Raw genomic sequence first — 23355 nt, forward strand, 5'->3', positions numbered from 1 at the left:
CCGCGGCACGGCGCCGACCCTCGGCACGGCGCCGCGCCTGGGGACGGCTCGGCGCCGGCGCTCAGCGCGCACCCGGCCGCCAGAGCACGATCGCCCCGCGCGCCCCCACGGCCCGCGGGTCCTCCGAGGGCGCGCCGCCGTCCGCGGCCCCCCGCCGGCGCTGGCCGCGGCCCATCGCCACGACGTCGCCGGACGGGTGCGCCGTGAACACGCGCCGCCCGGGCTCCGCGAACGCGCGCAGGTACTCCACCTGGCGCCGCAGCCGGTCGACCTCGGACTCGAGCTCGAGGATCCGCTTGATGCCGGCGAGGTTCACGCCCTCCTCCTGGGAGAGCCGCTGCACCTCGCGCAGCGTCGCGATGTCGCGCATGGAGTACCGGCGGCCGCGCCCCCGGGTGCGGCCGGGCTGCACGAGCCCGAGCCGGTCGTACTGCCGCAGGGTCTGCGGGTGCATGCCCGCGAGCTCGGCGGCGACCGAGATCACGTAGACCTGCGCGTCCTCCGAGACCATCCCCGCCACCTCCTCCGGTCGTCGGTCGGCCCACCGCGGGGCCGGAGCCCCGCGGTGCGGCGACCCGTCAGTCCTTGGCCCGCGCCAGCAGGTCGGCCCGCGGGTCCTCGCCGGACGTCGCGATGCCGAACGCCTGCACGGCCTCCTTCGCGGCGGCGCTGAGCCGCTGCGGGACGACGACCTGCACCGTGACCAGCAGGTCGCCGGTGCCGCTCGCCGTGGTGACGCCGCGGCCCTTGACCCGCAGCGTCCGGCCCGACGGGGTGCCCGCCGGGATCTTCAGGCGCACCTGCCCGCCGTCGAGGGTCGGCACGGGCACCTCGGCGCCCAGCGCGGCCTCGTCGAAGGCGACCGGCAGGGTCACCCGCAGGTTGTTGCCGTCCAGCGCGAACACCGGGTGCGGCGTCACGCGCACGGTGACCTCGAGGTCTCCCGCGGGCGCACCGTTCTCCCCGGGGCGGCCCTTGCCGCGCAGCCGGATCTTCTGGCCGTCCCGGACGCCGGCGGGGATCCGGGCCTTGACGGTCCGGCCCTCGACGCCGAGCGCGACGGTCGAGCCCTCGACCGCCTGCCGGAACGGCAGCGTGGTCACGGCCGCCAGGTCGGCGCCGCGTCGGGCGGTGCGGCCCTGGCCGAAGCCGCCGCCCCCGCCGAACAGGCCGCCCAGCAGGTCCTCGAACCCGCCGTTGCCGCCCGCGGTGCCGCCGCCCGCGCCCTGCGGGAACCGCACGCGGGTGCCGCCGGCGCCGCCGCCGAACACCCCGCCGAACAGGTCCTCGAAGCCGCCGTTCGCGCCGCCGGCACCACCCGGACCGCCCGCGCCCGCGCGGAACCGCGCGCCGCCGGCCATCGCCCGGAGCTGGTCGTACTGCTGCCGCTGCTCGGGGTCGGAGAGCACCGCGTAGGCCTCGCCGACCTCCTTGAACTTCGCCTCCGCCGCCGCGTCCCCCGGGTTGTGGTCGGGGTGCATCGTGCGGGCGAGCTTGCGGTACGCCTTCTTGATCGTGGCCGCGTCCGCGTCCTTGGCGACGCCGAGCACGGCGTAGAAGTCCTTCTCCAGCCAGTCCTGACCGCTCACGACGCCTCCTTCCGCTCTCTCGTCCGGTCCCCCGGGGCGTGCGTCCCGCCCCGGACCGGGCTCGACCCCACGGCCGGGGCCGCGCTGTGACGACGCGGCCCCCGCCGGTGGGTCCTGATGATGCCCGTCACGCCTCCGGGTCGACGACCGCCACCCGGGCGGCGCGGATCACGCGCTCGCCCATGCGGTAGCCGGGCTGCAGCACCTGCTGCACCGTCGGCTCCGTGACGTCGGCCGAGTGCCCGTGCATGAGCGCCTCGTGCACCTGCGGGTCGAACGGCTCGCCGGCGGCGCCGTAGCGTTCGATGCCGAACCGCCCGAGGGTGCCCTCGAGCTTCTCCGCGATCGACGCGAACGGCCCGACCAGGTCGCCGTGCTGGCGGGCCAGCTCGATGTCGTCAAGGACGCTGATGAGCGCCTCGGCGACGGACGCGACGCCCTGGTCCCGGGCGGTGACCGCCTCGGACTTGGACCGCTTCACGTACGCGGAGTACTGCTGCTCGAGGTTGAAGTAGTCGGCGTTCCGCCGCTGCAGCTCGTCGAGCCGCTCGGCGGCGAGCTTCTGCGCCTCGACCAGGCCCTCCAGCACCACGGCCTCCTCGGCGGCGGTCGCCGCCGCCTCGGCCTCGGCCAGGACCTGCTCCTCGGCGGTCGGCTCGCGCAGCTGCCCCGTCTCCGGGTCGATGCGCCGCTTGTCGGTCACGCGCGGGGCCTCCTCCTCGGGATCGCGCCCCTGCGGGTTCGGCTGGTCGGTCACTTCTTGTCGCCCTCGTCGTCGACGATCTCGGCGTCCACCACGTCGTCGTCCTGCGCGGACGACGCCGTCGGGCCGTCGGTCGGCTGCTCGCCGGCCGGGGCGCCCTCGGGCTGCTGGTTCGCCGAGTACAGCGCCTCGCCGATCTTCTGCGACGCGGTGACCAGCGCGGTCTGCTTCGCGGTGACCTCGGCCAGGTCCTCGCCCTCGAGCGCCTTCTTCAGGTCGTCGACGGCCGAGCGGACCTCGGTCTTCACGTCGTCGGACAGCTTGTCGTCGTTGTCGGTGAGCAGCTTCTCCGTGGAGTAGACCAGCTGCTCGGCGGAGTTGCGGGTCTCCGCCTCCTCGCGACGCTTCTTGTCCTCGGCGGCGTGCGCCTCGGCCTCCTTGACCATGCGGTCGATCTCGTCCTTCGGCAGGCCGGAGCCGCCGGAGATCGTCATCGACTGCTCCTTGCCCGTGCCGCGGTCCTTGGCGGACACGTGCACGATGCCGTTGGCGTCGATGTCGAAGGTGACCTCGATCTGGGGGACGCCGCGCGGGGCCGGCGCGATGCCGGTCAGCTCGAACGTGCCCAGCGGCTTGTTGTCCCGGGCGAACTCGCGCTCGCCCTGGAACACCTGGATCAGCACCGACGGCTGGTTGTCCTCGGCCGTCGAGAAGATCTCGCTGCGCTTGGTCGGGATGGCCGTGTTGCGCTCGATGAGCTTGGTCATCACGCCGCCCTTGGTCTCGATGCCGAGGGACAGCGGGGTCACGTCGATCAGCAGGACGTCCTTGCGGTCGCCCTTGATGACGCCGGCCTGGAGCGCGGCACCCACGGCCACGACCTCGTCCGGGTTGACGCCCTTGTTGGGCTCCTTGCCGCCGGTCAGCTCGCGCACGACGTCGGCCACGGCCGGCATGCGGGTCGAGCCGCCGACGAGCACGACGTGGTCGATGTCGGCCAGCTTGATGCCCGCGTCGCGGATGACCGCGTTGAACGGCGCCTTGGTCCGCTCGAGCAGGTCGGCCGTCATCTGCTGGAACTGCGCCCGGGTGAGCTTCTCGTCCAGGTGGATCGGGCCGTTCTCGGACATCGAGAGGTACTGCAGGCTGATGTTGGTGCTGGTCGCGGACGACAGCTCCTTCTTGGCCTGCTCCGCCGCCTCGCGCAGCCGCTGCAGGGCGATCTTGTCCTTCGACAGGTCGACGCCGGTGGAGTTCTTCACCTGGCCGACCAGCCACTCGACGATCCGGTTGTCCCAGTCGTCGCCGCCGAGGCGGTTGTCGCCGGAGGTCGCGCGGACCTCGATCGTCGAGAAGTCGTCGTCCTTGCCCACCTCGAGCAGGGAGACGTCGAACGTGCCGCCGCCGAGGTCGAAGACGAGGATGAGCTCGTCCTCCTTGCCGCGCTCCAGCCCGTAGGCGAGGGCGGCCGCGGTCGGCTCGTTCACGATGCGCAGGACGTTGAGGCCGGCCACCTGGCCGGCGTCCTTGGTCGCCTGGCGCTCGGCGTCGTTGAAGTACGCCGGGACGGTGATGACCGCGTCGGTGACGGGCTCGCCCAGGTACTCCTCGGCGTCGCGCTTCAGCTTGCCGAGCACGCGGGCCGAGATCTCCTGCGCGGTGTACTTCTTGTCGTCGATCTCGACGGACCAGTCCGTGCCCATGTGGCGCTTGACGGACGAGATGGTGCGGTCGACGTTGGTGACGGCCTGGCGCTTGGCCACCTCGCCGACGAGCACCTCGCCGGTCTTGGAGAACGCGACGACCGAGGGGGTCGTCCGCGAGCCCTCCGCGTTGGCGATGACGGTGGGCTCCCCGCCCTCGAGGACGGCGACCACGGAGTTCGTGGTGCCCAGGTCGATGCCGACTGCTCGTGCCATGTCTGTGCTCCTTCGTCGTGCTGCGTGGTCGGGCGCTGCGGCCGTCCCGGGGCGGGGCGGTGGCGCCTTGAGCCTGCTGCGCTCAAGTCTGCGTCGCGGTCGGTCGCGGTGCAACTCCGCGACTGCGAACTTGAGTCTGCTGGGCTCAACTACGCAGCAGTCCGCGGCATTCCCCCGGCGCCCCACCCACCGCTAGGGTCAACCGCCCCCGCCTTGACGAAAGCGGCCGGGTAGGCCGCGCGGCGACTGTGCCCCGCCCGCGTCGGCGGCCCGCGGAGGAGCGCTCGCCGCCCTCGGTGGGGTGCGCGCTTCTTGCCCGATGTCAGTGGCTCGCGATAGAACAGCGCTTCCCCAGTGTGAAGTAGAGTGTGAAGCGTGGAGAGCCTCGTGAGAGATGTTCCGTTCAAGGATGAGTCACCTGGCAACGTGCCGCTCTCGAGCGCACCGCTGGTCAACAGCCTCGCCCAGATAAGGTTCCCGGCCTTCTCCGCCTTCGTTGCCGATGAGGAGGGGCACGCCAGGGGCGTCGCGGCCGCGCTGTCGTCGCGCTACCCGCTGATCGAGATCGGCCAGCAGATGCAGGTCACGATCACGCCGGATGGGGTATCGCAGGCCCCGGGAGGTGGGCGGCTGTGGAAGCTGAGCTCACCGGATCGGCTCTGGAGCGTGAGCTTCGGAACAACTTTCTTGACCATTGAAACGAGCAGGTACACCCGGCGAAGTGAGTTCGCCGAGCGCCTTGCCGAGGCGTGGGCAGCGTTCACTGATCGCGCGCGCCCTCCCTACGTGGAGCGACTAGGCGTGCGGTACGTGAACCGGCTCGAGGAGACACACCTCGATCGGCTGTCCGAGCTTGTCCGTCACGAAGTGCTCGGTCTCGTGGCAGCGCCGGCCGGTGATGGCGTCGCGGTGTCAGGCGTCAGCGAATATCAGTACAAATTGCCTGCTGACACGGGTCTTCAGGTGCGCTGCGGTCTACTACCACCTGGCGTCGTGCTCGACCCCACGATGGCGGCCGCCGTAGGGCCATCCTGGTTGCTCGACCTCGATGCGTATCGCACGTGGCAGCCCGCGGACCAGTACGCCGCGGATGACATCGACGCGGTCACGAAAGAGCTGGCGCTCCGCGCGTATCAGTTCTTCAGGTGGGCCGTCACCGACGACTTCCTCCGGGCATTTGGAGGTGAGACGCCATGAGCGCCGTTCTGGACGACATCACGGCGCTAGTGCCGAGCGGTGCCCTCACCGGAAGCTCCGTTCCGCAGATGGCCGACTCGCGGACGAGTGCGTTCGCCGCTCGTGGCGTCGTCGTCGTCATCGCTTCGTCCGCGTTGGTCGCGGGCTGCTTGTCGGGCACGGTCGTGCCGGCTTCGTGGCGCCCGCAGCACGAGCCGTTGAGTACTGACGTAGGGGCGGGTCTTGGACTCCTGACCACGGCGGCAACCGCGCCTGCCGCCGCTGCCGTCGTCGCCACTGGCGAAGCGCGGCGCTCCTCGAAGAGGACTGAAGCCGCAGCCAGTCAAGAAGCGTCAAAGGCTGGGATCGCGACGCTGAGCGACCAGGAGGAGGTTCTCTGGCTGAAGAACCACAGCGGCCTGACCTGGGACCAGCTCGGCAGAGTGTTCGGCGTTTCGCGTCGCGCGGTGCATCTGTGGGCCAACGGCGGGCGCATGAACGAGGGCAATGCCGCCGTGCTGCGCGAGTTCTCGCGCGCCGTCCGTTCGATCGCTGCGACCGAGCCGGACGCCGTGAGAGCGGCGTTGCTCGCAGTCCCTGCTGAGGGCTACAGCGTCGTCGACAACTTCAGGCGGCGGCACGCGGCGGGCGACAGTCCGGGCCAGCCGTTCGCGGTTCACGAGTTGTTGGGCGCGCTGTCGGATGAGCCGCCCATCCACACGTGAGCGCCGAGACGCCTGAGCACACCGTGAGTCGGTTCTGGACCAGACTGCGCGGCTACTTCTCGCGCGGTCAAGGTGAGACGAATGCGCGGAGCGGCCCGGCGAAGGCCTTCGACGTACCGTTGGGTTGCGTCGAGTGGCGGCAGGGTGACGTCTTTGCCATCGACTCACTCACCGTCGTCGATGGCGGCGGCCGGCCGGTCGAGCACCGGTGTGACCTCGGGGTGGCCGTCGTCAGTCAATCCTGTGACGCGTCGCAGCCGTCGCGCCCATTGATCCAGCTGGCCCCGGTGACCCGGCTCGAAACCACATCCGCACGAGAGGCGCGAGACGGGAAGCGCCCGCGGTACGCCCACCTTGCGGCAGTCGGCCCCGACCTGTTTGCCGATCTCGACGTCATCGCGACGGCGCACAAGGCGCGGCTCGCATCGGCGAACCGGACCGCCGGCGTGTCCGACGACGTCGCCGTGCGGCGATTCTCGGGTGCAGTCGCTCGACGCTTCGGCCGCTACGCCTTCCCGGATCCGGTCGTCGCCTGCCTCCAGCCGCTTCGCGATGCGCTCGCGAGCAAGGCACCAAAGCCAGCCACGCCACTCGGCAGCGTCCTGGGGATGGTCAGCGCTCTTCGCATCGAGGTCGCCGACGGCTGGACCAACACCCCTCACGACCTGACGCTCATCGTCGTTCTGGAACCGGGCGCATTGCCGACCGGCGGACCAGACGGCGACGATCTACCGGACCTCCCACCGGGACTCGAGGAGCAGCTTCGGGACTCGAGCAGCAAGCTTCAACCGAGCCTCATTGCACAGCGACTCACCAAAGCAGACGCAACACCCGACTTCAGGTACTGGCTGTGGCAGTTCCTCGCACAGGCCTGGGCCGAGCAGTGCGAGGCCGAGGCGGCGCGCCACAATCTTCGCGAGACGGTGCGATCTGTCCGACACGAGTTGGTGACCGCCGACGAGTTCTCGCTATCGCGGGTCAACCGGAGTGAGGCGCTTGACCTGGACTACCTCTCCGAGCCCCTGCCTCGGTCCGCTGGCGACGCGTAGCCGGCTCCGCGCGCGACCTGCGCGAGCGACCCGCCCCAGCCGATGCGCGTCAGCAGTGCGCTGCGCGGAGCGCTCCGGGTGGCGAGGACGTGCGCGGGGACACTTTGAGGATATCGACAACAAGGTGACACGCCGCCGAGCGAGCGGACCTGTCAATCAACAGGTCAAGGGTCGTCTTAGCGACAAGTTCGAAGACTTCCTACAGCCGAGAACGCAGAAGATGTGGGGTTCGACCTGCGTGAACCCCGCATCTTCTGCGTTCTCGGTGAGCCCGGCACCGGCCGGGCGCGAGGTCAGATCAGCTCGACCCGGTCGGCCTGCGGGCCGCGGTCGCTCTGCCGCACCTGGTACCGGACGCGGTCGCCCTCGTAGAGCGCCTCCTCGCGCTGCAGGACCGACACGTGGACGAACAGGTCCGGCCCGCCGTCGTCGGGCGCGATGAACCCGAAGCCGCGCTCCGCGTCGTAGCGCGCGACGACGCCCTGGCCGCCGCGCTGCGGCGTGCGGGACGAGCGGTCCTGGCCGCCGTGGGACGGGCGGTCGCCACGGGACGGCGCGCCGCGCCCGCCGCGCCCGGAGCCGCCGACGAGGCGCACGCCCTGGGCCTGCAGGCCCTTCTCGCCCTCCGAGGCGCGGTAGCTCACCCGGTCGCCCTCGGCGAGCTCGGTCAGCCCGCCGGTGAGCGTGCGGGCGTGGACGAAGATGTCCTGGTCGCCGGAGTCGGGGGTGATGAAGCCGAAGCCCTTGCCCGCGTCGTACCAGGTCACGGTGCCGTCGGCGCCGTCGTTCAGCGCGGCGCCCCGGGGCGCGCCCACGCCGGCGCCGGCCGCGAGCGGCAGCACGTGGTCGGCCTGCGGGCCCTTCTCGCCCTCGACGACCAGGAACGCGACGGGCTGGCCGTCGGTGAGCACGCCGCCACCGACGATCGCCGAGCTGTGCACGAAGATCTCCTGGCCGTCCTCGCGGGTGAGGAAGCCGTAGCCCTTCGCCGGCTCGTACCAGTTGACGGTGCCGAGCACGCCGAGCGCGGCGTCCGCCGGCACGTCGCCCGTGACGCGGACCTGGCGCGCCTGGGGGCCGCGGTCGCCCTCGCCGACCTCGAACTCGACGGACTGCCCCTCGCGCAGCGACGTCGGGCCCTCCTGGCCGACGATCTCGGACGCGTGGACGAACAGGTCCTCGGCGTCGTCGCCGAGCGCGATGAAGCCGAACCCTCGCTCGGTATCGAACCAGCGGACGGTTCCCTGCGGCACGGTGGTACTCCTCGTGGTGATGGCGGTTGCTGCCCCCAGTGTCCCCCCGACGCCCGCGCGGGACGAACTGCCCCGGGGTGGCGGGGCGGTAGCGTCGCGGCGTGGTCCGCCGTCGCAAGGTCTCGTCCGGGGCGTCGCCGTCGACCCGCGCGCGCTACGCGAAGCGCCGCCGGCGCCGGGTCGCGCTCGCCGACAACGACCTGACCGCGACCGACTGGGCGGACCTCGTCGCCGCGTGGGGCGGCGCGTGCGCGTACTGCGGGGCCCCCGGCCCGGCGCTCCAGCGCGACTGCGTCCTGCCGATCTCCCGAGGGGGCCGCTACACGCTCGAGAACGTCGTGCCGGCGTGCGCGTCCTGCAACGCGAGCAAGCACAACGACGAGGTCACCGGCTGGTTGCGGCGCAAGAAGCTCGACGAGCGGGCGTTCCTGGTCCGGCACGCGACCGTCCTGCGCACCCTCGCGGGGTCGTCCGCCCCGGCCTGAGCGGTCGCCGCCGGGGCGGACCGCGGATACGTTGACGCGGGTGGACCCGATCCGCGTCGGCCTGGTGGCCGATCCCGCGTCACCCACCGAGATCGCCCAGCAGATGGGCGACCTCGACCCGCCGCGCGGACCGGACCGCGCGACCTGGGACGTCGACGTGGTGAGCGAGCCGTTCACCGTGGGCTCCGAGGAGGTCGGCACCGCGATCGACCGGCTGGCCGAGCACGCGAGCCGGCACGGCTGGGACCTCGTGGTCGGCCTCACCGAGCTGCCGCTGCGCGACGACGACGGCCGGTACCTGCTGACAAAGGTGGACCCGGGCGGCCGGGCGGCTGTCCTGTCGCTGCCCGCCCTCGGCGGCCTCCGGATGCACGCGCGCGCCCGACACGCGGTCCGGGAGCTCGTCGGCGGCATGGCGGACGCCACCTCGTCCGACGACGAGCGGGTGCCGCTGCCCCGCGTCCGGGGCCGCGGGCGGCTCCTCGTGGGCATGGTGCTCGCCAACCGGCCGTGGCTGCTCGTCCCCGGCCTGAAGTCCGCGCTCGTCGCGGCGCTCGCGACCGGCGCCGTCGCCACGATCAACTCCACGGTGTGGCTCCTCGCCGGGTCCCTGTCGACGTGGCGCCTCGCGGTGGCGACGGTCGCCTCCGTGGCCCTGGTCGTCGGGTGGCTCGTGGTCGACGGGCAGCTGTGGGACCGGCCGGACGACTCCTCCCCGGAGGCCCGCGAGCGGTCCCGCCTCTACAACACCTCGACGCTGGTAACCCTCGTCATCGGGGTGGTCGTCTGCTACCTCATGCTCTACGTGGTCAACCTGGCCTGGGCGCTGTTCGTCCTCGACCCCGCCGTCATGGGCGGCTACCTCGGCAGCACGCTGGGGTACGGCGACCTGTTCCTGCTGTCCTGGTTCGTCGCGTCCGCCGCCACCGTCGGCGGGGGCCTCGGGTCGGGGCTGGAGTCGGACGACGCGATCCGCGCGGCCACGTACTCGAAGCGCGAGGAGGAGCGCCGGGCCCGGCTCGCGGGCGACCGGGGCGGGCGGCGTGGGCGGCGCGGCCGGCGGGGTCGCGAGCGCCAGGGCTGATCCGACCGCGGTGTGACCAGACCCACCGTGGGCTCCCGCGGGTTCGCGCCGTAGGATCCTCCGGGCCCCGCGCGACCGCGGCGCCCTTCTCCCCACCCAGGACGGACGGCGCATGAGCGCGCAGACGACCACGCCCGCGCAGCACCCGGACGGGCCCGCCGACGAGGACCTCGACCTCGCGACCGGCACGGATCTCGACCCGACGGCCGACGTGCCCCCGGGCGTCGACCCCGCCGAGTTCGCCACGTTCCTCCGCGTCGCGGACCAGGTCGCCGCCCTGCCGCAGACGCACCCGCAGCACGCCGCCGCCCGCCGCGCCGCGTCCGCGATGTTCAAGGCCGCCAAGAAGCACCGCCGCGGCGAGAAGCGCCGGCTGGTCGCGGAGGCCGACGCCGCGGTCGTCGCCGCCACCGCGACCGGCAGCCCGGGCCGCATCGACGACGAGACCGCCGGCATCCAGATCACCTCGTCGGCGACCGGCGCCATCGCCGGGACGCTCATCCGGCCGCGCGCCTGCTACGTCTGCAAGCAGGACTACACGGTCGTCGACGCGTTCTACCACCAGCTGTGCCCGGACTGCGCGACCCTGCACCACGCCAAGCGCGACGCCCGCACCGACCTCACCGGCCGGCGCGCGCTGCTCACCGGCGGCCGCGCGAAGATCGGCATGTACATCGCGCTGCGGCTGCTCCGCGACGGCGCCGACCTCACGATCACCACCCGGTTCCCCAAGGACGCGGTCCGGCGGTTCAGCGCGATGGACGACTCCGCCGACTGGATCGACCGGCTGCACGTCGTGGGCATCGACCTCCGCGACCCGGCGCAGGTCGTGTCGCTCGCCGACCACGTCGCCGCCCAGGGCCCCCTGGACATCCTGATCAACAACGCCGCGCAGACGGTGCGGCGGTCGCCGGGCGCGTACGCGCGGATCGCCGACGCCGAGGACGCCCCGCTGGACGCGGACGCCGCGCGGATGATCACCACCTTCGGCCGCACGAGCGACGCGCACCCCCGCGCGCTCGCCGGGTCGGTCAGCGAGCTGAGCAGCCCCGCGCTCGCGATCGAGCGGGCCGGGCGCGCCGCCGCGGAGGAGCTGACCGCGCTGTCGCTGACCGCCGAGGCCGCGAGCCTGGAGCGGCTGGTCGCCGGGACCTCGATCGACGCCGGCGGGCTGATCCCCGACGTCGCCGAGACCAACTCGTGGGTCGCGACCGTCGACGGCGTGGACCCGATGGAGCTGCTCGAGGTGCAGCTCTGCAACCAGACGGCCCCGTTCATCCTGGTCAGCCGGCTGCGCGCCGCCATGGCCGCGTCGCCGGCGCGGCGGACGTACATCGTGAACGTGTCGGCGATGGAGGGCGTGTTCGCCCGCGGATACAAGGGCCCGGGCCACCCGCACACCAACATGAGCAAGGCCGCGCTCAACATGCTGACCCGGACCAGCGCCGGCGAGATGTTCGCCGACGGCATCCTCATGACGGCGGTCGACACCGGGTGGATCACCGACGAGCGCCCGCACCCGACCAAGGTGCGCCTCGCCGAGGAGGGGTTCCACGCCCCGCTCGACCTGGTCGACGGGGCCGCGCGGGTGTACGACCCGATCGTCCGCGGCGAGGCGGGCGAGGACCTGTACGGCTGCTTCCTCAAGGACTACGCGCGCTCCCAGTGGTGACGGCGGCACGCTGGGCCATGCTGGCGGCATGTCGCAGCGGATCCGCCTGATCGAGGTCCCGTACGACTCCGGCCGCCGCGGCGTGCGGCACGGCGCGGGGCCGGAGGCGCTGGTCGCTGCCGGAGCGAGCGCGCGGCTGGGCGCGCACGGGGCCGACGTCGGGCACGCGGTCGTGACGGTGCCGGGCGGGTTCGCGGTGGAGGCGGCGCACGGGACGGCCGCGATGGGGGCCGTGGCGCGCGAGGTCGCCGAGCACCCGCAGGACCTGCCCGTCGTGCTCGCGGGGAACTGCGGGGCGACGCTCGGCGTCCTCGCCGGCCTGCGCGCCCAGGACCCGGGCCGGCGCGTGGCCGTCCTGTGGTGCGACGCGCACGGCGACCTGCAGCTCCCGGGCACGTCGACCAGCGGGTTCTTCGACGGCATGGCGCTCGCGATGGCGACCGGCCGCACCTGGCAGCGGCTGGCCGCGAGCGTCCCCGGCCACGCGCCGGTGCCGGACGAGCGCGTGCTGCACGTCGGCGGGCACGACCTGGACGACGCCGAGCGCGCGCTGCTCACCACGTCGCGGATCGGACGGCTCGGCGTTCCGGACGTCCGGGCCGGCCGGACCACCGCCGCCCTCGACGCGCTCGCCGCGCACTCCGACGCCGTCCACGTGCACGTCGACCTCGACGTCCACGACCCGTCCGTGGCCCCCGCCAACGGGTACGCGGCACCGGGCGGACTCCTGCCGGAGGAGGTCCGCGACGTGATCGCCGGCGCGGCGGCCCGGCTGCCGCTCGCCTCCGCGACCGTCGCGTCCTGGGACCCGGCCTGCGACGTCGGGCACCGGATGCGGGGCACGGCGCTGGACCTGCTCGGGCTGCTGGGCGGGCTCGCGGGCTGACCAGCCGGCTCAGCATGCCCGCGCCCGACCGCGAAAGAACTGCGGTATTCAGTGTTGCCAAGTACCGGTACCTAGCGTTACGTTGTACCGGTAGTCAGCGACACCGAGTACAGGAGCCCACGATGGCCAACCAGATGACCGAGATGCTCAAGGGCACGCTCGAGGGCATCGTCCTCGCGATCCTCGAGGCGCGGCCCGCGTACGGCTACGAGATCACCGCGCAGCTCCGCGACGAGGGGTTCGCCGACCTGGCCGAGGGCACCGTGTACGCCCTCCTGGTCCGGATCGAGCAGCGCGGGTTCGTCGACGTCGAGAAGGTCCCGTCCGAGAAGGGCCCGCCGCGCAAGGTCTACTCGCTCAACGCCGCGGGCCGCGCCCAGCTCGACGACTTCTGGACCACCTGGGCCTTCCTCGCCGGGCGGATCGAGCACCTCCGCGCCGCGCACGCCGACCGCACCGGCTCCACCAGCACCGACTCCGGCACCACCCACCGCACCACCGACCGCACCGAAGGGGACGACTGACATGGTCGCGAAGTGGATCGAGGCCCTCACCGGCTCGCTCGAGCAGAAGAAGCAGTACCGGCAGGACATGGCGCGGATCAAGGCGCTGCCCGAGCCGTACCGCGCCGCCGCGAAGGCCACGCACCGGTACCTCATGTACTCGGGCGGCGTCACGGACGGCGACACGATGGTCACGATGTTCACCGACCTCGCGGACCTCTGGGAGCGCGCGGCGACCGACGGCACCCCCGTCCGCGACGTCGTGGGCGACGACCCGGTCGAGTTCGCGGAGACGTTCGCCCAGGCGTACGTCGGCGACCGGTGGATCGACAAGGAGCGCGCCCGCCTGACGAAGGCGATCGACGAGGCCGAAGGGGACGTCCGGTGACCGCCGGGTCCGCGGCGCCCGCCGTCGCCGTCCGGGGCGTCGAGAAGTCGTTCGGCGACCTGCGCGTGCTGCGCGGCGTCGACCTCGAGGTGGCTCCCGGGACGATCGTCGCCCTGCTCGGCTCCAACGGCGCGGGCAAGACGACCCTCGTCCGGATCCTGTCGACCCTGCTGAAGCCCGACGCGGGCACGGCGACGGTCCACGGGTTCGACGTCGTGGGCCAGGCCGCCGAGGTCCGCGAGTCCATCAGCCTCACCGGCCAGTTCGCGGCCGTCGACGGGATGCTCACCGGGCGGGAGAACCTCCGGCTCGTCGCCCGGCTCCGGCACCTGCCCGACCCGGGCGCGGTGGCGGACCGGCTGCTCGACCGGTTCGCGCTCACCGAGGCGGGCGGGCGCCGGGCGTCGACCTACTCGGGCGGCATGCGGCGCCGGCTGGACATCGCGATGAGCCTGATCGGCGACCCGCCGGTGATCTTCCTCGACGAGCCGACGACCGGGCTCGACCCGCAGGCCCGCAACGAGGTGTGGCGGACCGTCGAGGAGCTCGCCGGCGGCGGCACCACCGTCCTGCTCACCACGCAGTACCTGGACGAGGCGGAGCGCCTCGCCGACCGGATCGCGATCCTGCACAAGGGGACGATCATCCAGGACGGCACGCTCGCCGAGCTCAAGCGGCTCCTCCCGCCCGCGCGGGTCGAGTACGTCGAGAAGCAGCCCACGCTCGAGGACGTCTTCCTCGCCCTCGTCGGCGCCGGCAGCACGCCGGCCGGGAAGGACCCGCGATGAGCGCCACCGCCACCACCCACGTCGTCGGCGACACCGTCGCCCTCACCGACCGGTCGCTGCGGCACATCCTGCGCAGCCCCGACACCATCATCACGACCGCGGTCACCCCGGTCGCCCTCATGCTGCTGTTCGTCTACGTGTTCGGCGGCGCGATCCACGGCGGGTCCACCGCGTCGTACGTCGACTACCTGCTGCCGGGCATCCTGCTCATCACGGTCGCGTCCGGCGTCGCGTACACCGCGTACCGGCTGTTCCTCGACCTGCAGGGCGGCATCGTCGAGCGGTTCCAGTCCATGCCGATCGCCCGGCCCAGCGTCCTGTGGGCGCACGTGCTGACGTCGATGGCGGCCAACCTGACGTCGGTCGTCCTGGTCGTCGGGATCGCCCTGCTCATGGGGTTCCGCACGGGGACGACCGTCCTCGCGTGGCTCGCCGTCGCGGGCATCCTGGTGCTGTTCACCCTCACGCTGACCTGGATCGCCGTCCTCGCGGGGCTGTCCGCGAAGACCGTGGACGGGGCGAGCGCCTTCTCCTACCCGCTGATCTTCCTGCCGTTCATCAGCTCGGCGTTCGTGCCGACGGAGTCGATGCCGACCGCGGTCGCGTGGTTCGCCGAGCACCAGCCGGTCACCGCCGTGGTCGACTCGATCCGGGCGCTGTTCGCCCAGGAGCCGGTCGGCGGGGACCTGTGGGTCGCCCTGGTCTGGCTGGTCGGGATCCTGGTGCTGGCGTACGCGCTGTCGGTGCGGGCCTACCGGCGCAAGGTGGGCTGACCCCGGGCCGGTGGTCAGGCCGTCGTCAGGACGGGCGCGAAGGGCACCAGCTCCTCGCGTCCGTCCTCGACGACCAGGCACGTGCTCTCCGGGACCTCCAGCCAGGCGCCCTTGAGGTCGCCGAGCGGCTCCGAGACCACGATCCGGGTGTCGTCGGACAGGCCGTGCAGCACCGGGTTGTCCGGGTACTGCGCCCGCAGCACGGCGACGTCCCGGTTCCGGAACAGCGACCGCGACCGGCCCTCGGAGGAGTACCGGAACGTCCACAGCCGCTGCCCGTCCGTCGTCGCGAACGTCCCCTGCACCGGGAACGCCACCCCGTGCCGCAGGGCGACGTCCTCGATCAGGCCGACGGCCTGGGCGACGGCGGCCGGCGGGTCGTCCGTCAGGCCGAAGGTCAGCGCCAGGTAGAACAGCGTCTCCGAGTCGGTCGAGCCCTCGATCAGCGGGTAGAGCGTCGGGTCGACGGCCATGCGCAGGTCCCGCTTGAGGGTGCTGAACCCGTTGATCACGCCGTTGTGCGCGAACAGCCACTGGCCGTGCCGGAACGGGTGGCAGTTGGTCTGCTGCACGGCGGTCCCGGTCGTCGCGCGGATGTGGGCGATGACCATGCCGGACCGGATGTGCTGCGACAGCTCGCGCAGGTTCCGGTCGCTCCACGCCGGCTCGATGCTGCGGAACAGCCCGGGGATCGGCGAGTGGTCGTCGTACCAGCCGACGCCGAACCCGTCGCCGTTCATCGGCTCGACGCCCAGCCGGCTGTGCCGGCTCTGCATCACGAGCGAGTTCTCCGGCTTGTAGAGCAGCTCGTCGAGCGTCACGGGCGATCCCGTGTACGCGAGCCAACGGCACATGGCGGCCTCCCGTGTGGGGTGGGCCCGCGCCGTCGCCGGCCCCTCGGGGCCACTGTGCACCGGGGCCTCGCAGGTGGGCCCCGGTGCGCCCGGGATCAGTCCTCGGTGGGCGCCTGCTCGACGGCCGGGACTGCCTGCCGCCGGCGCATCAGGACGGAGCCGAGGGAGACCGCGGCCGCGGCACCCATCGCGGCCAGCACGAGCCAGGTGCCGGCCTCCCGCTGCATCGCGACGACGCCGAGGAGCAGCAGGAGGCCGCCGAGGCCGAGCAGGGCGGTGGCCGGGTCGGTCGTGGTGTTCTTGTCGGTGTTCATGCAGGTCAGCCTAGGTTCGGGCTCGGCTTTGGCGCCTCGGGCCGGCGGCGGATCTTCGCGCTCGGCCGCGCGGGCGAGGCCCACCCCGCGGGGTCCGTCCCGCGGCGGAGCGGCGGCGCGCCCGGCCTACGCCTCGGGGTCCCAGCGCGACGGGACCAGGTCGGCCAGCAGGGTGCGGTGCGCCCACCGGGCCCAGGCGAGCGCGCTCCACCCACCCCGCCGGACCAGCGCGTTCCACGTCTCCGGGCCCAGCACGAGCGCCACCACGTCGGTGGCGCGCTCGACGTCGAGCCCCGGCCGCAGCACCCCGTCCCGGTCGCACGCCTCGACGAGCAGCCGGTGCACCGCGCGCCGGCGCGCCTCGTCCCGCTCCCACGCCGCGTGCAGCACCGGGTCGCCGACGGCGTGCGCGCGCACGAGGTCCTGGACGCCGGCGGCGCGGCCGAGCAGCTCGGCCGCCCCGCGCGCGTGCAGGAAGACCCGGCGGGCGGGGTCCGGCTCGGCGACGACGGCGCGCACCCACGGCTGGTCGGCGAGGTCGGGCGCGGCGTCCCGGCGGTCGGCTCCGTCGACGGCGTGGTCCAGGCAGCCGACGAGGATGTCGGACTTGGACGGGTAGGAGTAGTAGACGGTCTGCACCCCGAGGCCGGCGGCGCGGCCGACCGCCGTGATCGTCGTCGGCCCGTACCCGTCGGTGAGGAACAGCCGGGTCGCGGCCTCGGCGATCCGCGCCCGGGAGACGGCTGCCCGGGCGGCGCGCCCGTCCCGGGGGGTCACGGTGTCGCTGCTGGTCACGCCGGTAACCGTAGCAGCGCTACGCATTCCTTTCAGTAGCGCCACTCCCACAACTCCCGGGCAAGCCCGCCCCTGGCGGATACTTCCGCCCCGCCCTCTCCCCGGAACCACGCCGAGATGGCAACTCTCGGCTGTGATCAGGGCCTTCGCGGCAGCCGAGAGTTGCCATCTCGGCGATCACGGGTGCGCAGGAAGTCGGAGCGGGGCTACCGAAACAGGTCAGTGGCCCGTGGCCAGCAGCAGGAGCAGCGCCAGGTTCAGGGCCACGACCAGGGCGACCACGACCACCAGCACCGCCTGCAGCCGCGGGCCGTTCGCGTACCGGCCCATGAGCGACCGGTCCCGGTTCAGCCGCACCAGCGGGATCACCGCGAACGGGATGCCGAAGCTCAGCACGACCTGGCTCACCACCAGCGTCCACGTCGGGTCCGCACCCACGGCGAGCAGCACCAGCGCCGGCACCAGCGTGATCGAGCGCCGCACGAGCAGCGGGATGCGCTTGCGGATCAGCCCCTCCATCACGGCCGCGCCGGCGTAGCAGCCGACCGACGTCGACGCGAGCCCCGACGCCAGCAGCCCGATCGCGAACACCACGCCGACCACCGGGCCGAGAGCCTCGCTGATCGCCGCGTGGGCGCCCTCGATGGTGTCGGTGCCCTCGACGCCGCGCAGGTTGGCGGCCGCGAGCAGCAGGAGGCCGATGTTCACGGTCCCGGCCACCGTCAGCGCCGCGCCGACGTCCCATCGCGTGGCGCGCAGCAGCCCCGAGCGTGCGCCGTCGTCCGGCACCCGCCCGAACCGGTCCCGGCTCAGCGCGGAGTGCACGTAGATGGCGTGCGGCATGACCGTGGCGCCGAGCATCGACGCCGCGAGCAGCACGGAGTCCGTCCCGGCGAACCGCGGGACCAGGCCTCCGAGCATCTCGCCGGGATCGGGCGGGCCGATCAGCAGCCCGGCCAGGAACCCCACGACGATCACCAGCAGCAGCCCGACGACCGCCGTCTCGAACCGCCGCTGCCCGTACCGGTTCTGGGTCGCCAGCAGCAGCATCGAGACCACGCCGACGATCAGGCCGCCGAGCACCAGCGGCAGCCCGAACAGGAGGTGCAGCGCGATCGCGCCGCCGACCACCTCGGCGATGTCGGTGGCCGCCGCGACCACCTCGGCCTGCGCCCAGTACGCCAGCCGCGAGCGCCGCCGCAGCCGCTGACCCAGCACGCCCGGGAGCGAGTCGCCGGTGACGATGCCGAGCTTGGCCGACTGGTACTGGACCAGGACGGCCATGACGTTGGCGCCGACCAGGACCCAGAGCAGCAGGTAGCCGTACCGCGCGCCGGCGGTGAGGTTCGCCGCGACGTTGCCGGGGTCCACGTAGGCGATCGCCGCCACGAAGGCAGGGCCGAGCAGGGGCAGCACGCGGCCGCGCCGCACGGCCTGCCGGTCGACAGTGGTGGTCACCGCACCTCCAAGTTCGGACGTCCGAACTCAGTGTAGACACATGAGTTCGGGCACCCGAACTCTGCACCCGCGTGCGGCGACGCGCACGCCGGAGGGCCGGGGCTCCAGGCCCCGTGCTCAGGCCGCGGCGGCCTCGACCTCGCGCCGCCACCGGCCGTCGACCCGCGCGAACCCGACACGCTCGAGGTACGGCCCCGTGTCCCGCGCGTCCTCGGCGACGACCAGCGACCGCAGCCCCGTCCCGCCGAACGCCCCCGACCGCCGGTAGACGAACTCGCCGGGCGCGAAGTCGCGGAACCGCGGCGTGACCCAGTCGAGCTCGACCTCGCCGACCCCGTCGCCTGCGTCCCGGACGACCACGACGCCGACGGTCTCGTCGCCCCGCAGGACGAGGTAGGCCCAGCGGGAGCCACCGGCGGCCTCACCCGCGACATCACCCGGAAGGCCGAACGACGGGTAGTACCGCGCGATGTCGTCCGCGTGCACCCCGAGCACGTGCCGCAGGTAGTGATCGCCCGCGCCGACCGGAACCACCTCGTACACGTCGGCGTCGTGCCGCTCGCGCGTCAGCCGCCACAGCCAGTACGCGTCGATCACGGCGATCACGGCGTTCATGGCGGCGAACGGCCAGATGCCGACGATCGTGTTGTACGCCGTCGCGATGACGGACCCGGCGAAGTTCAGCCACCGGAACCGCAGGACGCGGGCCTGCATCAGCGACACGACGACGAGGACGGACCCGACCCACCCGATGATCTCCAGGACTGGCATGGCGCGAACCGTACCGGTCGAGCAGCTCCCCGGCTCGGGACCCGGTTCCGGTAGCGGCGCTCCCGAAACCCCGGGCGGGGCAGCAAATCGCTGGCCGGGCGCGACGGCCCCGACGACCATGGGCGGCATGACCGCCTCCGCCGCCACCCGGCCGCACCTGGTCCCGCTCCCGGTGCCCGCCGGCCTCGACGCCCCGGACGCCTGGCTGCTGCACGGCATGGTGGACGCCGCGAACGCCGCGGTGCTCGACGCCTGGGGCGACCTCGACCACGCGCGCACGCCCGGCGAGGTCCTGGCGGGCCTGCGGCACCAGGAGTACGACGAGAAGCTGCGGTTCGTCGCGCTCGACGCCCCGGTCGCCGACGGGCCCGCGGACCCGGCGCGCGTGCTGGGCTACGTCGCGCTGAACCTGCCCCGGCAGGACAACACCCACACCGGCTGGCTGCAGCTCGACGTCCGGCCGGAGCACCGCGGGCGCGGGATCGGCTCGGCGCTGCACGACCTCGCGGTGGCCACCGCCCGCGACCGCGGGCGGAGCATGCTGACGACGTCGACCGACCAGGCGGCGGAGCCCGATCCCGGGGCGGACGCGCTCGTCCCCAGCACCGGCACCGGCCGCGTCCCCGCCACGCACCCCGGGGTGGCGTTCCTGGTGCACCGGGGCTGGGACCTCGAGCAGGTCACCCGCCGGTCGGTGCTCGACGTGCCGCTCCCCTCGGACCGCCTGGCGGCGCACGCGACGGAGGCGGCCGCGGCGGCCGGTCCCGGCTACCGGGTCGTCCTGTGGGAAGGCCGGTGCCCCGACGAGCTGCTCGACCGGTTCGCCCTGCTCCAGACCCGGATGAGCACGGACGCCCCCGCGGGCGGCCTCGACCTGCGCGAGGACGTCTGGGACGGCGCGCGCGTGCGGGACGCCGAGCGGGCGTTCGTCGAGCGCGGCATGACCTACCGGGTCGCCGCGGCCCTGCACGAGCCGACCGGCGCGCTCGCCGCGTTCACGGCGCTGGTGAGCCGGCCGGACACCGACGCGTACGTGTTCCAGGACGACACGCTCGTGCTCCGCGACCACCGCGGGCGCCGGCTCGGGATGCTGGTCAAGACGGCGAACCTCGCCCGGCTGGCCGAGGTGCAGCCGGGTGCGCGCCGGGTCGGCACCTGGAACGCCGAGGAGAACGCGTACATGCTGGCGATCAACGTCGCGCTGGGCTTCCGGCCGGCCGGCGGCGCCGGCGAGTGGCAGCTCCGGCTGGGGTGACCCGCGCGCCCGCCTGACAGTGGAAGGTTCTGCCGGACACGCCGTCGGCGTGTCCGTCAGAACCTTCCACTCGAGCCGGGCCGACCCCGGACCGGCCCGGGTCAGCCGCCGACGACCGCGACCGCGCCCTCCTCGGCCGCGACCCGCACCCGGTCCCCCGGCTCCGGCGCCCCGGCGCCGCCTGCGGGGAGCGCCGCGGTGACCCGGGCGTCCTCGGGCTCGAGCACCGCGACGACCTCCGCCCGACCGCGGCGGGTCCGGCGCTCCGCGACGACGGCCGCGCGGACCGGGGTCGCCGAGCCGGGCTCCGGGTCGGCGGGGCTCAGCACCCGCCAGCCACCGGCGGCCACCGCGAGCGCCGCGCCGTCGCCCGCCGGGTCGCCCGCGGCCAGGAACGTCCGGTACCCCAGGAACTCCGCCACCTCCCGCGAGGCCGGCCGCCGCCACAGCGTCTCGGGCGCGGCCACCTGCAGCAGCCGCCCCGCCGACATCACCGCGACCCGGTCGGCGACGGTGGCCGCCTCGTCCTGGTCGTGCGTCACGAACAGCGCGGTCGCGCCGGTGGCGACGAGCGCCCGGCGCAGGTCGTCGGCCAGCCGCTCGCGCAGCGACCGGTCGAGCGCGGACAGCGGCTCGTCGAGCAGCAGCAGCCGGGGCCGGGGCGCGAGTGACCGGGCGAGCGCCACCCGCTGCCGCTCGCCGCCGGACAGCGTGGCGACGGGACGCCGGTCGTAGCCGGGCAGGCCGACGAGGTCCAGCAGCTCCGCGACCCGCGCGGCCCGGTCCGCCCGCGGCAGGCCGCGCAGCCCGTAGGCCACGTTTCCCGCGACGTCCCGGTGCGGGAACAGCTGGCCGTCCTGGAACACCAGCCCGAACCCGCGCCGGTGCACCGGCACCGCGGCCAGGTCGACACCGTCCCAGGTCACGGCTCCGGCGGTCAGCGGCTCCAGGCCGGCGACGGCCCGCAGCAGCGACGACTTCCCGCAGCCCGACGGGCCGAGCAGCGCGAGCACCTCGCCGACGGGGACGTCGAGCGCGACCCCGTCGACGGCCGTCACCGCCGGGGCGCCCCGGCCCGCGCCGGGGTAGCGCACGACCAGGTCGCGCACCGCCAGCCCGTGACCCGCCGGCCCCCGACCCGCCGGACCCGCACCGGACCCCGTCCCCGTCACAGCTCTCCTCCCGCCGGCCCGCGGAACCGCTCCGCGAGCGCCATCACCCCGGCCGTCAGCACCGCGAGCACCACGCTCGCCGCGAGGGCCATCCCGTAGTTGTCCGCACCCGGCTGCCCGATGAGCCGGAAGATCACCACCGGCAGCGTCGGCAGGTCGGGCCGGGCGAGGAACGACGTCGCGCCGAACTCCCCCAGCGACACCGCGAACGCGAACCCGACGGCCAGCCCGATCGACCGGGCGGCGAGCGCACCGTCGACCCCCAGCAGGACGCGGCCCGGCCCCGCGCCGAGCGTGCCCGCGGCCTCGCGCAGCCGGGGGTCGATCGCCCGGAGCACGGGAAGCACGGTCCGCACCACGAGCGGCACGGCCACGACGGCCTGCACGATCGGCACCAGGATGCCGCTGCTCCGCAGGTCGGTCTGGATGCCGAACGGGTGCCCGAGCGTGAGCAGCGCGCCGAACCCGACGGTCACCGCCGACACCCCGAGCGGCAGCATGAACGCCCCGTCCAGCACGCCGACCGCGCGGCGCGCCGCCCGCGCCCGGGGTCGCCGGGACACCACGAGCGCGACCAGGCAGCCGACGAGCAGGGCCAGCAGCGTCGCGTCGACGGCGATCCGCAGCGAGTTGCCCAGCGCCTCCCACACGGTCACCGTCAGCGCGTTCCGGCCGCCGGTGGTGCCGAGCGCCCGGTAGTGGTCCAGCCCCCAGCCGTCGCCCGTGCGCAGCGACCCGAGCAGCAGCGCGCCGAGCGGCAGCGCCAGCAGCACCAGGACGACCCCGGTCACGGCCGCGGGCACCGCGTGCGGGCGGGTCGGTCCCGCGCCGGACGACCCCGGCGCCACCAGGGACAACGCCCGCTCGCGCCGCGCCCGCGCCCGCCCGGCGACCGCCAGCGCCGCGACCACCACGACCACCTGCACCACCGACAGCACCGCGGCGGCCCGCAGGTCGAGGAACTGCGTGGTCTGGATCCAGATCTCGGTCTCGACGGTGCCGTACCGCATCCCCCCGAGCACCAGCACCGTGCCGAACGCGGTCGCGCAGAACAGGAACACCAACGACGCCGCCGACACGATCGCGGGCGTCAGCGCCGGCAGCGTCACCGTCCAGAACGCCCGGGCCGGCGACGCGCCGAGCGACCGCGCGGCCTGCTCGGGGCGCGGGTCGAGCCGCTGCCAGAGCCCGCCGACCGTCCGCACCACGACGGCGTAGTTGAAGAACACCAGCGCCGCGACGATCGCGGCGAACGTGCCGTCGAGGTGCAGGAAGCCCAGCGGCCCGTTCTCCCGGAGCAGCGCGCGGAACGCGACGCCGACCACCACGGTCGGCAGCACGAACGGCACGGTCACGAACGCCCGCAGCGCGCCCACCCCGCGGAACCGGCACCGGTACAGCACGTACGCGCCGGGGACGCCGAGCAGCACGGACAGCACCGTGCCGATCGCGCCCTGGGCCAGCGTCAGCCCGATGATCCGCCAGGTGCGCGGCCGGGAGAACACGTCCGCGAACCCGGAGAGGTCCAGCGCGCCGTCCGGCAGGAAGCCTCGCCCGACCAGCGACAGCACGGGCCAGGCGAAGAACGTGCCGAGGAAGACGAGCGGTACGCCCGCGGCGAGCGCCCACGCCCCTGCACGGCCGAGCGCCCAGCCCCGGGACGGCGCGCGGAGCGGCGGGCGCCCCGCCGCGGCGCCGGCCGGCCCCGGGCGCGCGGGCACCCCCGGCCGGCCCATGCCGGTC

24 protein-coding genes and 3 pseudogenes are annotated in these 23355 nt (G+C 73.9%); 12 read left to right on the forward strand and 15 right to left on the reverse strand.

Going from position 1 to position 23355, the window contains the following annotated elements; genetic code table 11:
* Positions 1-61: 61 nt before the first annotated feature.
* From J5O08_RS17515 to dnaK, 4 genes are all read right to left on the reverse strand, one after another.
* Positions 62-511 carry a heat shock protein transcriptional repressor HspR gene (locus J5O08_RS17515; RefSeq protein ID WP_218708189.1) on the reverse strand — a complete coding sequence of 150 codons (450 nt, stop codon included), beginning with the start codon at positions 509-511 and terminating at the stop codon, positions 62-64.
* Between the two features lie 67 nt (positions 512-578).
* A complete protein-coding gene (locus J5O08_RS17520) occupies positions 579-1589 on the reverse strand; it encodes a DnaJ C-terminal domain-containing protein (protein WP_147795252.1) in 1011 nt (336 codons plus the stop codon).
* A gap of 127 nt (positions 1590-1716) precedes the next feature.
* A complete protein-coding gene (locus J5O08_RS17525) occupies positions 1717-2346 on the reverse strand; it encodes a nucleotide exchange factor GrpE (RefSeq protein WP_147795251.1) in 630 nt (209 codons plus the stop codon).
* Positions 2343-4211, reverse strand: a complete 1869-nt coding sequence (gene dnaK / locus J5O08_RS17530) for a molecular chaperone DnaK (protein WP_218708190.1) — start codon at positions 4209-4211, stop codon at positions 2343-2345. The genes J5O08_RS17525 and dnaK overlap by 4 nt, the downstream gene beginning before the upstream one ends.
* 375 nt (positions 4212-4586) lie before the next feature.
* Here dnaK and J5O08_RS17535 point away from each other — a divergent pair, with 375 nt between their 5' ends.
* Genes J5O08_RS17535 through J5O08_RS17545 form a run of 3 tightly spaced genes read left to right on the forward strand, consistent with a single transcriptional unit; the run spans position 4587 to position 7161 of the window.
* Complete coding sequence (locus J5O08_RS17535) at positions 4587-5408, forward strand: TIGR04255 family protein (protein WP_218708191.1); 822 nt, start codon at positions 4587-4589, stop codon at positions 5406-5408.
* The gene (locus tag J5O08_RS17540) at positions 5405-6112 is read left to right on the forward strand and encodes a hypothetical protein (RefSeq protein WP_218708192.1); all 708 of its coding nucleotides are present in this window, start codon (positions 5405-5407) and stop codon (positions 6110-6112) included. Before J5O08_RS17535 ends, J5O08_RS17540 begins: the two co-directional genes overlap by 4 nt.
* Positions 6109-7161, forward strand: a complete 1053-nt coding sequence (locus J5O08_RS17545) for a hypothetical protein (RefSeq protein WP_218708193.1) — start codon at positions 6109-6111, stop codon at positions 7159-7161. The genes J5O08_RS17540 and J5O08_RS17545 overlap by 4 nt, the downstream gene beginning before the upstream one ends.
* Positions 7162-7454: 293 nt before the next feature.
* Here J5O08_RS17545 and J5O08_RS21875 read toward each other — a convergent pair whose 3' ends face one another.
* The 4 genes and pseudogenes from J5O08_RS21875 to J5O08_RS21890 form a co-directional block, all read right to left on the reverse strand.
* Positions 7455-7757: a cold-shock protein gene (locus J5O08_RS21875; RefSeq protein ID WP_374225992.1), complete on the reverse strand. Its 303-nt coding sequence runs from the start codon at positions 7755-7757 to the stop codon at positions 7455-7457.
* Positions 7746-7952: pseudogene (locus J5O08_RS21880) on the reverse strand (cold-shock protein); the annotation flags it as partial. The pseudogene J5O08_RS21880 and the gene J5O08_RS21875, both read right to left, overlap by 12 nt.
* Before the next feature lie 57 nt (positions 7953-8009).
* A pseudogene (locus tag J5O08_RS21885) lies at positions 8010-8204 on the reverse strand (cold-shock protein); the annotation flags it as partial.
* 6 nt (positions 8205-8210) lie between these two features.
* Positions 8211-8414, reverse strand: a pseudogene (locus J5O08_RS21890) (cold-shock protein); the annotation flags it as partial.
* 101 nt (positions 8415-8515) lie between these two features.
* On the opposite strand from J5O08_RS21890, the gene J5O08_RS17555 reads away from it, so the two are divergent.
* The 8 genes from J5O08_RS17555 (at position 8516) to J5O08_RS17590 (ending at position 14993) form a co-directional block, all read left to right on the forward strand.
* Entirely contained in the window at positions 8516-8899 is a 384-nt protein-coding gene (locus tag J5O08_RS17555) for an HNH endonuclease (RefSeq protein ID WP_218708194.1), read from the forward strand.
* 40 nt (positions 8900-8939) lie between these two features.
* Entirely contained in the window at positions 8940-9983 is a 1044-nt protein-coding gene (locus J5O08_RS17560) for a hypothetical protein (protein WP_308281694.1), read from the forward strand.
* A gap of 112 nt (positions 9984-10095) precedes the next feature.
* Positions 10096-11655 carry an SDR family NAD(P)-dependent oxidoreductase gene (locus J5O08_RS17565; RefSeq protein WP_218708195.1) on the forward strand — a complete coding sequence of 520 codons (1560 nt, stop codon included), beginning with the start codon at positions 10096-10098 and terminating at the stop codon, positions 11653-11655.
* Positions 11656-11683: 28 nt separating this feature from the next.
* A complete protein-coding gene (locus tag J5O08_RS17570; RefSeq protein WP_218708196.1) occupies positions 11684-12541 on the forward strand; it encodes an arginase family protein in 858 nt (285 codons plus the stop codon).
* 122 nt (positions 12542-12663) lie between these two features.
* Positions 12664-13065, forward strand: coding sequence for a PadR family transcriptional regulator (locus J5O08_RS17575; protein ID WP_218708197.1), 402 nt, complete (start codon positions 12664-12666; stop codon positions 13063-13065).
* Between the two features lies 1 nt (position 13066).
* Complete coding sequence (locus J5O08_RS17580) at positions 13067-13432, forward strand: DUF1048 domain-containing protein (RefSeq protein WP_218708198.1); 366 nt, start codon at positions 13067-13069, stop codon at positions 13430-13432.
* Positions 13429-14220 (forward strand): ABC transporter ATP-binding protein, encoded by a 792-nt coding sequence (locus J5O08_RS17585; protein WP_218708199.1) that lies wholly within the window; start codon positions 13429-13431, stop codon positions 14218-14220. Before J5O08_RS17580 ends, J5O08_RS17585 begins: the two co-directional genes overlap by 4 nt.
* Positions 14217-14993 carry an ABC transporter permease gene (locus J5O08_RS17590; protein WP_218708200.1) on the forward strand — a complete coding sequence of 259 codons (777 nt, stop codon included), beginning with the start codon at positions 14217-14219 and terminating at the stop codon, positions 14991-14993. Before J5O08_RS17585 ends, J5O08_RS17590 begins: the two co-directional genes overlap by 4 nt.
* A 14-nt stretch (positions 14994-15007) precedes the next feature.
* Here J5O08_RS17590 and J5O08_RS17595 read toward each other — a convergent pair whose 3' ends face one another.
* The 5 genes from J5O08_RS17595 to J5O08_RS17615 all read right to left on the reverse strand — a co-directional run bounded on the left by J5O08_RS17595 (position 15008) and on the right by J5O08_RS17615 (position 19185).
* Positions 15008-15847: a class II glutamine amidotransferase gene (locus J5O08_RS17595; protein WP_218708201.1), complete on the reverse strand. Its 840-nt coding sequence runs from the start codon at positions 15845-15847 to the stop codon at positions 15008-15010.
* 95 nt (positions 15848-15942) lie between these two features.
* Positions 15943-16161, reverse strand: coding sequence for a hypothetical protein (locus J5O08_RS17600; RefSeq protein ID WP_218708202.1), 219 nt, complete (start codon positions 16159-16161; stop codon positions 15943-15945).
* A gap of 126 nt (positions 16162-16287) precedes the next feature.
* Entirely contained in the window at positions 16288-16956 is a 669-nt protein-coding gene (locus J5O08_RS17605; RefSeq protein WP_218708203.1) for a TetR/AcrR family transcriptional regulator, read from the reverse strand.
* 219 nt (positions 16957-17175) lie between these two features.
* Complete coding sequence (locus J5O08_RS17610) at positions 17176-18414, reverse strand: Nramp family divalent metal transporter (protein ID WP_218708204.1); 1239 nt, start codon at positions 18412-18414, stop codon at positions 17176-17178.
* A 117-nt stretch (positions 18415-18531) separates the two neighbouring features.
* A complete protein-coding gene (locus J5O08_RS17615; RefSeq protein ID WP_218708205.1) occupies positions 18532-19185 on the reverse strand; it encodes a hypothetical protein in 654 nt (217 codons plus the stop codon).
* A gap of 127 nt (positions 19186-19312) precedes the next feature.
* On the opposite strand from J5O08_RS17615, the gene J5O08_RS17620 reads away from it, so the two are divergent.
* On the forward strand, positions 19313-20440 hold the full coding sequence (locus J5O08_RS17620) for a GNAT family N-acetyltransferase (protein WP_218708206.1): 1128 nt from the start codon (positions 19313-19315) through the stop codon (positions 20438-20440).
* Positions 20441-20541: 101 nt separating this feature from the next.
* On the opposite strand, the gene J5O08_RS17625 is transcribed toward J5O08_RS17620, so the two are convergent.
* Positions 20542-21549, reverse strand: a complete 1008-nt coding sequence (locus J5O08_RS17625) for an ABC transporter ATP-binding protein (protein ID WP_308281695.1) — start codon at positions 21547-21549, stop codon at positions 20542-20544.
* Positions 21550-21608: 59 nt separating this feature from the next.
* Entirely contained in the window at positions 21609-23348 is a 1740-nt protein-coding gene (locus J5O08_RS17630; RefSeq protein WP_218708212.1) for an iron ABC transporter permease, read from the reverse strand.
* Positions 23349-23355: the final 7 nt, after the last annotated feature.

The organism is Cellulomonas sp. PS-H5, assembly GCF_019265565.1.
Taxonomy (GTDB): Bacteria; Actinomycetota; Actinomycetes; order Actinomycetales; family Cellulomonadaceae; genus Cellulomonas.

Bases quoted from the DNA above. Each gene is read 5' to 3' on its own strand.
- J5O08_RS17515 (WP_218708189.1), bottom strand. From the start codon at position 511: ATGGTCTCGGAGGACGCGCAGGTCTACGTGATCTCGGTCGCCGCCGAG.
- dnaK (WP_218708190.1), bottom strand. From the start codon at position 4,211: ATGGCACGAGCAGTCGGCATCGACCTGGGCACCACGAACTCCGTGGTC.
- J5O08_RS17540 (WP_218708192.1), top strand. From the start codon at position 5,405: ATGAGCGCCGTTCTGGACGACATCACGGCGCTAGTGCCGAGCGGTGCC.
- J5O08_RS17565 (WP_218708195.1), top strand. From the start codon at position 10,096: ATGAGCGCGCAGACGACCACGCCCGCGCAGCACCCGGACGGGCCCGCC.
- J5O08_RS17570 (WP_218708196.1), top strand. From the start codon at position 11,684: ATGTCGCAGCGGATCCGCCTGATCGAGGTCCCGTACGACTCCGGCCGC.
- J5O08_RS17575 (WP_218708197.1), top strand. From the start codon at position 12,664: ATGGCCAACCAGATGACCGAGATGCTCAAGGGCACGCTCGAGGGCATC.
- J5O08_RS17580 (WP_218708198.1), top strand. From the start codon at position 13,067: ATGGTCGCGAAGTGGATCGAGGCCCTCACCGGCTCGCTCGAGCAGAAG.
- J5O08_RS17590 (WP_218708200.1), top strand. From the start codon at position 14,217: ATGAGCGCCACCGCCACCACCCACGTCGTCGGCGACACCGTCGCCCTC.
- J5O08_RS17595 (WP_218708201.1), bottom strand. From the start codon at position 15,847: ATGTGCCGTTGGCTCGCGTACACGGGATCGCCCGTGACGCTCGACGAG.
- J5O08_RS17600 (WP_218708202.1), bottom strand. From the start codon at position 16,161: ATGAACACCGACAAGAACACCACGACCGACCCGGCCACCGCCCTGCTC.
- J5O08_RS17615 (WP_218708205.1), bottom strand. From the start codon at position 19,185: ATGCCAGTCCTGGAGATCATCGGGTGGGTCGGGTCCGTCCTCGTCGTC.
- J5O08_RS17620 (WP_218708206.1), top strand. From the start codon at position 19,313: ATGACCGCCTCCGCCGCCACCCGGCCGCACCTGGTCCCGCTCCCGGTG.
- J5O08_RS17630 (WP_218708212.1), bottom strand. From the start codon at position 23,348: ATGGGCCGGCCGGGGGTGCCCGCGCGCCCGGGGCCGGCCGGCGCCGCG.